Origin of the sequence: Sphingobacterium sp. lm-10, assembly GCF_023554555.1 — a bacterium.
Classification (GTDB): Bacteria; Bacteroidota; Bacteroidia; order Sphingobacteriales; family Sphingobacteriaceae; genus Sphingobacterium.
In genome coordinates, this window is sequence record NZ_JAMJWC010000001.1 from 325,663 (window position 1) to 339,003 (window position 13,341).

At 41.4% G+C, this 13,341-nt stretch carries 5 protein-coding genes; all 5 read left to right on the forward strand.

Translation table 11 applies throughout. From position 1 onward, the window contains the following. Window positions 1-15 precede the first annotated feature (15 nt). The 5 genes from M8998_RS01360 (at window position 16) to M8998_RS01380 (ending at window position 13,064) form a co-directional block, all read left to right on the forward strand. Window positions 16-4,440, forward strand: a complete 4,425-nt coding sequence (locus tag M8998_RS01360; protein WP_249990188.1) for a chemotaxis protein CheB — start codon at window positions 16-18, stop codon at window positions 4,438-4,440. Between the two features lie 321 nt (window positions 4,441-4,761). Beyond that, window positions 4,762-7,794 carry a SusC/RagA family TonB-linked outer membrane protein gene (locus M8998_RS01365; RefSeq protein ID WP_249990189.1) on the forward strand — a complete coding sequence of 1,011 codons (3,033 nt, stop codon included), beginning with the start codon at window positions 4,762-4,764 and terminating at the stop codon, window positions 7,792-7,794. A gap of 34 nt (window positions 7,795-7,828) precedes the next feature. Beyond that, complete coding sequence (locus M8998_RS01370) at window positions 7,829-9,481, forward strand: RagB/SusD family nutrient uptake outer membrane protein (protein ID WP_249990190.1); 1,653 nt, start codon at window positions 7,829-7,831, stop codon at window positions 9,479-9,481. 125 nt (window positions 9,482-9,606) lie between these two features. Continuing rightward, window positions 9,607-11,835 carry a TonB-dependent siderophore receptor gene (locus tag M8998_RS01375; protein WP_249990191.1) on the forward strand — a complete coding sequence of 743 codons (2,229 nt, stop codon included), beginning with the start codon at window positions 9,607-9,609 and terminating at the stop codon, window positions 11,833-11,835. 26 nt (window positions 11,836-11,861) lie between these two features. After that, complete coding sequence (locus M8998_RS01380) at window positions 11,862-13,064, forward strand: PepSY-associated TM helix domain-containing protein (protein WP_249990194.1); 1,203 nt, start codon at window positions 11,862-11,864, stop codon at window positions 13,062-13,064. Window positions 13,065-13,341: the final 277 nt, after the last annotated feature.

Genomic DNA, 13,341 nt, shown 5'->3' on the forward strand with positions numbered 1-13,341 from the left:
AATACATATTCCTTCATGGGAAAAAAAATACAGCCCTTGTCAACGTATGTCGTAGCGATTGGCGCTTCTGCTGGAGGCCTGGAAGCCATACATAATTTCTTTGATCGTATCCCTTCTGATATAGACGTGGCGTACGTATTGATACAGCATCTTTCTTCTGATTACAAAAGCCTGTTGGTAGAATTAGTTTCCAAACATACGCATATGAAGGTTATCGAAGCCTCGGAGGGCCAATTGGTAGAGCCAGCATGCGTTTACGTAATTCCAAATAATAAATTAATCACCATTCAGGATGGTCGCCTTCACCTAGAAAAAAAAGTAGAAAAAGTTCCGAATAACGCCATTGATAATTTCTTTTTGAGCCTAGCAAAGGATAAGAAAGAAAAGGCTATAGCGATCGTATTATCTGGAACTGGTAATGATGGCACAAAAGGAATAGAAGCTATTAAAGATCAGGGCGGATTGGTGATCGCGCAGCAACCCGATACGGCGAAATTCGACAGTATGCCCGTCAATGCCATTGCATCGGGTGTGGTTGACTTTGTAGTTCCGACATCAGAGATGTATGATAAAATTACTGGACATATCAATTCTGCCCCTATACGTAAGGTAGAAAGTGGCGGGATTGATGAGCAATACCTCGATAAGATATTTGACTTAATCTACGGGCAGACAGGACATGATTTTTCTCTTTATAAAACGCCAACTATATTTCGTCGTATAGGGCGTCGTATGAAAGAGTTAAATATAGAATTGACCAATGAATATGTAGATTACCTCATTGAAAATCGACAGGAAGTTTCTTTGTTAAGTAAAGACTTCTTGATCGGAGTAACGCAGTTCTTTCGCGATGAGGCGGCTTTTAATATCGTGAAAAATAAGGTTATTCCAGAAATTATAGCACGAAAGGATGATGGGGATGTCTTAAAAGTATGGATTTGTGCATGTAGTACAGGCGAAGAGGTGTATTCCATAGCCATACTAATTGATCAATACTTAAAAACGATCGATAAGCATATTGAAGTAAAGATTTTTGCCTCTGATATTGATGATGCAAGTCTGGAGATTGCATCTAAAAATAATTACCCTGAATCTTTTGTAAAGTTTATTCCTGAAAATATTCTGGAAGACTATTTTGTACATGATGGTAAACGCATATCTGTTGTCCCTCACATCCGCAAGCAGGTCGTATTTGCTAAGCATGACGTAATCAAGAGTCCACCGTTTATCAAAAATGACTTAATCTGTTGTCGCAATATGCTCATCTACATGAATAACATATTGCAGCAAAAGATATTAACAACCTTTCATTATTCTCTAAATACTGGAGGCTATCTTTTTCTAGGTCCAAGTGAAACGATTGCGCCAATAAAAGACGGTGTAACCGAGATCAGTGCCAAATGGAAGGTATATCGTAAGAGCGGTGTAATTCCGAGGCCCAATGAATTTGCTGATGGTATTCGCACGGATAATACTGGCCGCTTTTCGATGCAGGTTAGGCAAAGGGTAAAAGTACCTGCCGAGGAACAGTTTCAACGATTTTTAGTTAATCAGTATGGTTACGTAGGTGTATTTATTGATCGTAATTTTGAGGTGCGCGATACGGTAGGAGATTACCGCCGTTTTTTATCTCTTCCTGATAAAAAGTTAGAGGTTAATCTATTAAAGATGGTTCCCAAAGAATTATCATTCATGTTAAGTAATACGATTCGCTCTGTTTGGAAAGAAAACAAGATGCAATCGTTGAAACGCGCTAGAGTACGTAGAGGCAACGATGAAGTATATGTCAATATCGATGTTACTCCGGCAAATGAAGAGGTTGGACAGTCTTATACTTTGGTTGCATTTAAGGAAGTCGAGACGGAGGTGCTTGCGCCGCATTACGTCGTGCCAATCGATGCTAGTGAACAGCAAACGGGTTATGTCATGGAGCTCGAAAATGAGCTTAATGAAACGCGAAGTAATTTGCAGATCGCCATGGAAGAGATGGAGACTACAAATGAAGAATTGCAATCCAGCAATGAGGAATTACTCTCGGCCAACGAAGAGCTACAATCTGGTAATGAAGAATTACAATCTCTAAACGAAGAACTTCACACACTTAATGCGGAGCATCAACAAAAAATAAACGAGCTTATTGAACTCAATGACGACCTGAATAATTATTTTAAAAGTGTTGATATCGGTCAGATCTTTCTAGGAAAAAATGGGCAAATCAGAAAATTTAACCCAGCGGCCGTTGAGATGGTCAATCTGATAGAAGCCGATATAGGGCGACCGATTAGCCATATTTCCAACAACATAAAATACGATCATTTCCTTCAGGACATTAATGAAGCATTAGCTCATTCCGATTATGTGACGGAAAAGGAAATTGAGTTAAGTAACCACCGCATGTGCTTGATGCGGATTTTGCCTTACACACGTGTAGATGGCAAAAAAGATGGTGTAGTTATCACATTCATTGATATTACCACACTGAATGAGCAAAATAACATCATTGCGGGTGTATTCCGCGCAAGCCTTAGCGCTATCCTGATCTTTAAACCAATCCGTACAGACGCGAAAAAAATAGTAGACTTTGAATGTTTGGCAGCCAATAAAATGGCAATGACTATTTCCAATCGTTCTGGAGACTCTTTATTTGGTCTAAAGCTCAAAAATCAGTTAGCAGATCTTACAGATGCACATTTGATGGATAGATTCAAAGGAATTTATGCCAATGAAGATCATTTGGAAACCGAAGTTCAGCTTAATAATCAAAATTGGTACATTGTTACTGCATCCAAGATGAGCGATATGCTCGCTGTGACCTATACCGATGTAACGGAGCGCAAGAAGAATGAACAAAGTCTGAAAAGGAACTTCAATGATTTGGTTCACACGCGGGAGTCACTAAAAGAGTTAAATAATCAGTTAGAGAATCGCGTGAGAGAGCGCACTTCTAGCCTGGCGGAAAGTGAAAATCGCTTTAACTTGGTATCTATGGCTACCAATGATACCATTTGGGATTGGGATTTGGTGAATAATACCATCTGGCGTAATCACAATTTCGACAAGATGTTTGGGTTCGACCGCAATGCGCATTCGGAAAGTACGAGCTTTTGGTATGAACACATTCATCCTGAAGACCGTCAGCGGGTACGAGAAAGTGTGCATAAAGCCATCAACGAACAAGAAGAAAATTGGTCTGCAGAATATCGCTTTGCAAAAGCAGATGAAAGTTACGTGGAGGTTTTAGATCGCGGAAGTATACAAGTAGACTCCAATGGTGTTCCGTACCGTATGGTCGGTTCGGTAATCGATGTGACGCGCGTGAAGGAAGCAGAATCCGATAAGCAAGAACTGAAGGACTATGTATTGCGGCAGCAAAAAGAATTCTATGAGCTTTTTGCGCATGTGCCAGCGCTGATCTCCATTCGGCGTGGTGAGAAACTTACCTATGAATATACTAATACAGCATTCGATCAATTTTATGGAGGCTTGTCTTTCAAAAGCTTAGCTACAGATGATGCACATGCAGAAGGGGTAGATAAGCAATTGTATCAGGCAGATACTAAAATCTTGAAAGAAGGAATAGCAGTATCAGGAAAAGCGCTTGCTATTACCAAATACAATCCCGATGGCAAAGAGATTGGGAATGCCTGGATGGATTATCTTTTCACGCCGGTTTTCAATGAAAAAGAGGAAATCGATGGGGTTGCTTTCTTTGGCTTTGAAGTATCCGAATTAGTAAAAGCGCAGCTGGCGACAAAAGATCTCATGCATCGAAAGGATGAATTTATGAGTATAGCCAGCCACGAGCTCAAGACACCGCTGACAAGTTTGAAGGGAATGCTACAGATCGCATCTCGGTATATCACGATGGAAAAACCCAAGGCTACTATCGAAGAATTCGTGGGTAGAAGCCTGAAACAAACGGATAAATTAACCTTCTTGATTAATGACTTGCTGGATGTGACTAAGATACACGCCGGTAAGCTCCAATTAAACTATAGCGAGTTTAATATTGCAGAAGTACTGGGTGATCTTGTTAGTGGTTTGCAAGCGGAAGATCAATCCCTTCATATTGAGGTAGATTCACCAGAAAATATTACGGTTACCGCAGATCAATTTCGTATTGAACAGGTGCTCAGTAATTTCCTCTCTAATGCGATCAAATATTCGCCAGATTCGAAAGAAGTGACTGTAAAACTTGTTCTTCAGGAAGAACATAGAGTGTATATATCCGTAATGGATAGTGGTATTGGAATTCCAAAAGACAAGCAAAGTTATGTTTTCGACCGATTCTTCCGCGCGGAAGAATCGAATAATTACTCCGGTCTGGGTCTTGGACTGTATATCTGTAAAGACATTATCGAACGCCATGGCGGAACTATCGGCTTAGATAGTGAAGAAGGGCAGGGCTCTACTTTCTGGTTTACTTTACCAGTAGCATAGCATTTTATTAGTATTACCTCGTTTCCCGGGCCTTAAGCTCCCAGCTTACCCGGGAAACGATATTTATGAGTTTCGCGTTCCGCTCTATTCGTTGTTAACAATCTATTAACAGTTCATTGGGAATTCGTTCACAAGTTGGTCGGTGATTATCATTTAAATTTACCACAACTAATACGAAATTATTGATTACCACCTAAAAGCAATGAACTCGCCTATGAAATAAGTTTACACCAACTAAATCGTTTTAACATTTTTATTGGAATAAAATACTTGCGCTTTGCGTCTAGCATTTCTAACCAGATTAAACCAATCAAATCCATAATGAATCAACTACACAATTTATTGCGTAGTCGGGGTAGACTGTACCCTAGACTACAGCTCAGCACGTTTTTAACGCTGCTCATGTTTTTTAGTGCATTCACGACTTCTTACGCGCAATCGCGTGCTATTACTGGTGTCGTTAGTAGTGCTACGGATCAAGCTCCATTGGTAGGAGTAACAGTTCGTGTGAAAGGTAGCGACACTGCTACCGTAACCGATGATAACGGAAACTTTTCCATTCAAGCATCCACTGGAGAAGTACTACAATTTAATTACATCGCTTTTCAGCCTCAAGAGGTAAAGGTAGGTAGTTCCTCACGTTTACAAGTCGTGATGCGTACCGACAACCGAAGCATGGATGAAGTCGTGGTGGTAGGATACGGTACAGCGCGTAAGAGTGAAATCACGGCTGCTTCTACTACTGTAAAGGCAGAGGACTTCCGTCAAAGTGCCGCACGTAATGCGATGGATTTACTGCAAGGTAAAGTGGCTGGTTTGCAAATTTCTCGAAGCGGAGGAAATCCAAATACCGGGGTAGGTATACAGCTCCGCGGTGCCACATCTGTTGAAGGTACTAATTCACCATTAATTGTTATTGACGGTATCCCAGGAGGTAATCTGGATCTCTTGCAGCAAGAAGATATTGAATCCATGACTGTGTTGAAAGATGGTTCTGCTGCCGCAATCTATGGTACACAGGCCAATGGTGGTGTAATCTTGGTGACCACCAAAAAAGGTGTATCTGGAAAAACTCGTTTTGATTATGCTACCTATGTGAGTAAAGATATCTTACAACGGGAGCCTAATTTTATGAATGCAGAACAATACCGTCAAAAAATTGCAGAAGGAATCATTCCTGCAAACCAGGACTTCGGCGCCAACGAGGATCCAATCGAGGAATTGGTGCGTAGAAACAATGTAAGTCAGTATCATACTTTGGCTATTTCTGGAGGTGGCGAGAACAATAGCTTTCGTGCAAGTACCTATTTCCGGGATCTACAGAGTATTGCGAAAGAAAATGGACGTCAAGAATATGGCGTTCGCGCAAACTTTAACGGTAGAGGTTTAGATAATAAACTAACCACGCAGGTTGATTTTGCCACAAATTTTGGAGATTTTAATTTGTTAGGAGGTGGTAGCACTAATGCCAATGATTTACGTGCTGGTGGCCCATGGCTATGGGCATACTCACGTAATCCGACCCTGCCATTAAAAAATGAAGATGGTACTTGGCGTTACGACCAAACATCTACCAACGAAGTAGCACGTTTATACGAGCAAACCAGCCGGCGTCAACAACAAACCACGACCATTTCTGGAACTATTGGCTATGAAATCATCCAAGATTTAAAATTTAATGTATTCGGATCCGTCCAGCGCAACGGATGGAATGATGGTGCTTATGCCACTTTAGCATCCGAGCCTTCCTTTAAGAATGAGCGCGGTTTATTGGGTAACGCTTATCAGGCTTCCAGATTAGAATTTAAATACGCAGTAGAGCCAACTATCTCGTTCAATCGCATGATCAATGATGTACACTCTATTAATGCGGTAGCCGGATATAGCTATCGTTACGATGTAAATCAGCAGTTTGACGCCCGTAACATAGGATTTCAAAATGATATATTTCAGGAGAATAACCTAAATACGGGTAATGGGCTTATCCGCGGTGCTGCTTCCATGGGTAGCTTTAAGAACGATAATAAGGTTATTGGATTTTTGGGTCGTTTGATTTACTCTTTTGATGGCAAATATAGCTTCCAAGGTACTTTCCGTCGTGACGGATCGAGTCGTTTTGGTAGAAATAATAAATGGGGTAATTTCGGCGCGTTAGGTGCAGCATGGAATATTTCACAAGAAGATTTTATGCAAGACTATTCTTGGGTCAATGACTTGAAGCTGCGCGCCAGCTACGGTGTCACCGGTAACCAGGATATTCCTAATTACCGGTCTCTGGTTACCCTCGGGCCAGGTAATAATTACCTTTATCCTGATGGGGAATGGCGCCAAACATACGGCCCCGAACGAAATCCCAACCCAGACCTACGTTGGGAGACCAAAAGAGAAACTAATATTGGAGTTGACTTTTCCTTCTTGCAAGGACGTGTAGGTGGTGCGATTGACGTATATCGTCGCGATACTCATGATCTTTTAGGGACATATACGTCGCAGCAACCATCACTCATCTTAGATAATATTTACACTAATGTAGGTACGATATCATCTAAAGGTGTTGAATTAACCTTGAATTTGGTGCCTGTTCGAAATGAAGAAGTCACTTGGTCTGTAGATATCATCGGTAGTAGCAACAGAAATCGCCTGACGTCATTTTCCAACGATATATACAAGGCTGATTCCAGAACTTTTGGTAACATTGGTGGTTTTGGAGCCTTAGGCGATGCTATTCGTACCTTCGAAGGCTCTAGGATAGGTGACTTCTACGGAAAGCGCTTTGCTGGGTTTGATGAGACTGGTAATTGGTTATTCTTAAATAAATCAGGTGAAGTTGTTCCTCAGGCACAGTTGAATCAAAGTACAACGGATATGGTCAATACCGATTTGGCTATACTTGGAAATGCATTACCTAAATACTATTTATCTTTCAATTCAGTGGTATCGTACAAAAACTTTGATTTACGTGCGTTTTTCCGTGGTCGCTTCGATTATGACATCTTAAACACCTTACAGATGTCTTATGGTAATCGCGTCACGCTACCTGCCAACGTGTTGAATGATGCTTTTGATCGTCATGCGGAGCAAAACGGTGGATACGTATACTCGGATTACTATCTGGAAAGTGGCTCGCATTTCAAGTTAGATGAGGTGACTTTAGGTTATACTTTTAAGCTTAATAACGAACGGATTAGGAATCTACGGGTGTATGCTACTGGAACCAATTTAGCATTATTTACTAAATACACGGGTAACGATCCGGATTATATCAAAGACACCGGCCTTGATCCAGGTATCGATAATAGAGGTATATTTCCAAATACCAGATCATTTTTGTTTGGTCTTAACATTGGATTTTAAGCAACTAATGTTTGTGTATAAACATCACATTATTATGAAAAAAGAAATTAGAAAATGGGTATATGCAATGGGTATGGTAACTGCTTTATCCACCATGAATGCATGTACAAACCTGGAAGAAACGGTATATGATCAGTTGATCACCGACAATTATTATAATAACAAAATGGAGACACTTTCTGCAGTTCTCCGTCCGTATACACACGCCAACGCCTGGGCTACACCTGGACAAAATGGTTGGTGGCGTTTGAGCGAATATTCGGCTGACCAATTGGCTTGGCCTCAAAAAGGCAGACATGGTTTAGACGGTGGCAACTGGATTCGTTTGCACGGTCACTCTTGGACGCCAGACGAAGATACTGTGCGTGATGCGTGGAGGTTGATGTTCTGGGGGATGGGCCTTTGTACCGATCCGATTGAAAATCTCGAGCGCCGGGAAGCGACTGCAATGGGTATCACAGAAGAGGAGAGGGCTGCCTATATTGGCGAGTTAAAACTGTTCCGAGCTTTTCATTATTTGAAAATTATGGACCTGTGGGGGAATGTGCCTATTGTAACTCAAGTAGGTATTCCGATTAATCCGGCGACGTCTTCCCGTCTTGAAGTATTCAACTTTATCGAGCAGGAAATTCTCGAAAACATCAATAACGTACCCGTACTTTCCACAGCAATGACCGGACGTGTATCACGCGCGGCTGGCTACGCCATGTTAGTCGAATTGTACTTGAATGCAGAAGTTTGGACGGGTACCGCGCGCTGGGATGATTGTATCGCTGCCGCAGATCAATTGATTAATGGAAGTGCTGGAGCACAAAATGGTCAAATGGGGTTAGATATTAACATTACGGATGCATTTAGACCGGATAACCATTTGTCGAAAGAAGTCATTATGTCTATCGTATATGATTTCCAACGAGCTGCTACACAACCGCAATGGGCAGCTGATTTCTTCTACTTTAATCAACGCGATATCACTGGTGGTGGTCGTAATGGTAACAATGGTGCAGTAGTAATTCCGGGAGTCTATCCGACATTCCCAGATTCTGATTTGCGTAAAAGAGAGTGGTTTTTAATAGGCCCACAGATGTTGTTTTCAGATCCTACAAGACCAGTATTGGGTGCGTCTGACGAATACCAAGACAGACCGGTAATATTCGTTGATAACATTCGTCAGAATCTTGTCGCTCAGGCTAACGGAACTGATCCTAATTTGCTGCCGTCAAATATGACGACAGGAGAAGGTAATAGTGGCGTGCGGTTTAATAAATATAAGCTAGGTCACTTAGCACATCCAAGTTACAATAGTACCGATTGGAATCTGTACCGTCTCACTTGGATATACTTCGCCAAAGCGGAAGCCATTATACGTAAAGCAGGCGGTACCGCGAACGCGGAAGCTGTTGAGCTGATTAATGCTTCTAAAGCCAGAGCGTATGCCGAAGCCGATCGGACCGCGAATTTATATAACCCGGCTACATTAACGTTGGACGAATTGCTAGCCGAACGTGGTCGCGAATTTATCTTCGAAGGATACCGCCGTCAGGATTTAATTCGCTTTGGAAAATTCGTGACAGGATCATGGTGGGATCACCAGCCATCAACGGATATCAACAAAACGTTGTTCCCTATACCTAATAGACAACGTGTGCTGAATCCAAACCTGGCCCAAAACCCAGGCTATAATTAACAGCATTGTTCTCAAAATTGTGCTAAGAGGCTTCCGAATTTTCGGAAGCCTTTTTTATGCTATTTTTATAAGGTGTATTTAGATTTATTAAAAATAAGAATATATTTGCGGACAAATTTTATGTCATGAAGCATAGTTTATCTTTAATTGCTTTGGTATTTGCCTCACAAACGCTTTCTGCGCAACAGCCACGAGACACGCAGCGCATGCGTGATACCAGCACTACCCGAAAAGTCGAGGACGTTATTATCGACGGGTATGTTAAGAAGAATTCTCCAACGGTTAACCGCATGCCTTTAAAAGCAATAGAGAATTCACAAGTATTTTCTTCTATTGATCGTGTCGCTTTAGAAAATCAACAGATCACTACAGTAGATGATGGTTTTAGAAACGTAGTCGGGTTGCAAAAGATGTGGAATGCCACCAACCGCGGAGGAGATGGCGGAGCGTATGTAAATTTACGCGGTTTTGTGACTAATAATTCATTGCGCGATGGCTATGTAGCGCCTGTTACTTCAACGATGGATGCGATTAACGTAGAGAAAATAGAGGTGTTGAAAGGCCCATCAGCTACCTTATTTGGTACCGGGCCAACGTCGTATGGCGGTGTTATCAATCGAGTCACCAAAAAGCCTTTTGAAGAAGTTGGAGGACAGGTGGGGATATTTTGGGGTAGCTTTAACCACTACCGCGCACAGGCCGATATCAATACACCACTTAATGAAGATAAATCTCTGCTCTTTCGGTTAAACAGCGCTTATACCAACACCGGAACTTTTCAAATTAAGGATGCCAGGAACCAGTTGTTTACTTTGGCACCAAGCCTGACTTGGCGGGTCAATGATCGCTTGGACATCAACTTAGAGTACGAGCTTTTCGAAAATAAAACGATAGGAGAACAAAATGTATTCTTCTGGTTTCCACCCTCTCAACTTGGATATCGTAATATGAGGGAACTCGCTGATGATACAGGGATGCAATATCGAGAGTCTTACATTGGAGATGGACTATATAATCGAGGTCGTACTAGTAACCTATTCGCCACCGCACATTATAGAATATCCGACCGTATACAATCCACTACGACTGTTAATAAAGCGTATAACCGATCGGACGGCAGAAATCCTTTTTTCTACGTTGGAAGACAAGAACTTTTCGCGAATACGGGTCCGGTAGGATTGCATCAAGCGGATCAATCTACCATCAATAGCCATCAGGATATTTTTCAAATCCAGCAAAATTTTAATTTTGATGGGCAGATTGGCAATATGCGCAATAGACTAGTTGTAGGAGGCGATTACATGCGGACTAATAATCGGCAAATGTTCCTTTCCGCATCTACCATACAGTTTGTGCCCTTTGTTGGGGGTAATTATGCGACGTTCAATAGGGAACTAGTTGATAGTTACTACCAGAACCTGCGCGATCAAGGTACTTTTGATGCAGCAACATTTCCACTGATCAACGATAAAGATACGTATAGCTTTTATGCCTCTAACGTGTTGACCGTTATGCCTGGCTTAAATCTGATGGCGGCTTTGCGTTACGAAAACAATGATTTCTTGGGTGGTAATTCCTATAATACACCTACTGAACCATACAATCAGTCGGGTTGGTCTCCGAAATTCGGTGCGGTGTATGAAATTGTAAAAGATAGATTTTCTGTATTTGCCAACTATCAGAATAGTTTTACCTCCAACGGTTACTTTTTTACCGATGTATCGGGTGCTGTAGAATTGTCGAGACCAGAAACAGCCAATCAATGGGAGGGAGGGCTAAAAGCAGATTTATTAAAAGGTCGTATTAACGCCTCTTTAAGTTATTATGATATTACCGTACAAAATTCTATACAATCCACCGGAATCCCTATTCCTGGTACCTTCAATTTTGTACAGGACCAATTGGGTGAGCGCACTAGTCGTGGGGTAGAATTGGAAGTAAACGCCTATTTAGTAAAAGGATTTACCGTGATTGGAGGCGTGAGCTATAATGATTCGCGTATTAGCGAAAGCTCTGATGCCAACATATTGGGGCGTCGCCCAACTACTGGTGCAGCGCCTTGGCAGGCTAACTTTTACGCCAATTACAATTTCCTGGATGGAGTGCTCAAAGGTTTGGCTTTTGGATTTGGGGGGAATCACGTGGGTGCCGTACCGATATTTAATACCACTACGGATGTATTCGAATTACCAAAGTATACGGTGTTAAACGCTAACGCGTATTACGATTACCAACAATTTCGTTTTGGACTGCGAATGGATAACCTAACAAATGAACGGTACTGGATTGGGTACAGTACCGCAAATGCGCAACCGACTAGAAATTTAATTGGCAACGTTACGTACCGTTTCTAGCGACCAAACGAAAAGAGGAGAGATCAATGTTAGAGGAGAAGAAAAAGAAAAAAAAGTCATTATTTAAAAAATGGTCGGCCAAACTACACTTGTGGTTTGGCCTGGCTGTTGGCATACCCGTAGTAATTATTTCTATCACAGGTGCTTTGTATGTATTTAAGGATGAGTTGGAAGGCTTTACCCGGAAAGACGTCATTTACCATCACGAACCCAATATAGAATCCAAAAAACTTATCCCAATCTCTGTACTGGCAGATCGGGTAGAGAAAGCCTGTCCGGAAGATTATCCGTTGCATTGGGTAAACGTGCCCGTCGACCCAGCCGTGTCTTACCAATACTATTACTATGAGCGTAACCCAGATGCCTGGCATTACTTTGATGAAGTGGTGATCTACAAGCTGATTTACGTAAATCCGTATTCTGGAGAAGTATTACGCGTGTATGATGAGAAGATCGGCTTCTTCAATATTGTTAAGATGATCCATTTTAGCTTTCTTCTGCAATCAGAATGGGGCAAATATGTAGTCGGGATTCCGGTATGCTTATTTGTATTTATGCTGATATCCGGTATCGTGCTATGGTGGCCGCGCAATAAAGCGGGGCGAAGACAAAGATTTCAATTTAACTGGAAAAAGACGACCAAGTCCAAGCGTAAGAATTACGATTTGCACAACATTCTTGGTTTTTATGCCTCTATTTTTGCGTTGATATTTTCTATTACCGGTTTGTTTTACTGTTTTTTTGTGGTGCAGGCTTTTATTTATGTTGTTTTTTCGGGCGGAGAAACGGTATTTCCAGATCATTCGCATATCACGACTATAGCGCCAGAATCTGTACGCACGGATTACACGCTTGATTCCGTTGCTAATCAGGTAAAACGTCTTTACCCCGACAGCTATGGCTTCGCATTGGATTTAGGAGATGATCACTTGGATGATCATATTCATCCTAACTTCGAAGTTTATGTTAAACATCTTTCTTACTCTTATCATAAGATGAGTCAGCTAATCTTTGATGAACATTCTGCCGAGTTGTTGCACATACACGATTACAAAGACAAAAATCTCGGTGAGCGTATGGTTGGGGCGAATTATGATATCCATGTGGGCTCCATTTTTAATCTTCCAACAAAGATTATTGCTTTTCTAGTCAGTTTAATATGTGCTTCGCTTCCCGTAACCGGATTTATGATCTGGTATGGTCGAAAAAACAAGCCTAATAAAGTATAAAACGTCTCCAAAAGACGTTTTTTTTATTTTTTGTATCTTTGCAGCAATGAGGAAACAGAAAATATACAATATCAACTATTGCTTATTTTATAAAATCAGAAAAACTTCGCGCAATAACTCTTTGAAGATTCCTCCGTGCGCGCGGTAATTTTTGCAGTTACCTAGTAATCCTGCTTTTTAAAAGACCTGATGGTGCCGACAGCCTATCAATCTGAGGTAACATTTGGAAACAATCGTTATCCATCCAATTTAGGATAGCCGTGATGGCTATTTTCAA

Excerpts from the sequence above, each read along its gene's own strand:
- M8998_RS01360 (WP_249990188.1), top strand. The coding sequence starts at position 16 with ATGGGAAAAAAAATACAGCCCTTGTCAACGTATGTCGTAGCGATTGGC.
- M8998_RS01365 (WP_249990189.1), top strand. The coding sequence starts at position 4,762 with ATGAATCAACTACACAATTTATTGCGTAGTCGGGGTAGACTGTACCCT.
- M8998_RS01370 (WP_249990190.1), top strand. The coding sequence starts at position 7,829 with ATGAAAAAAGAAATTAGAAAATGGGTATATGCAATGGGTATGGTAACT.
- M8998_RS01375 (WP_249990191.1), top strand. The coding sequence starts at position 9,607 with ATGAAGCATAGTTTATCTTTAATTGCTTTGGTATTTGCCTCACAAACG.
- M8998_RS01380 (WP_249990194.1), top strand. The coding sequence starts at position 11,862 with ATGTTAGAGGAGAAGAAAAAGAAAAAAAAGTCATTATTTAAAAAATGG.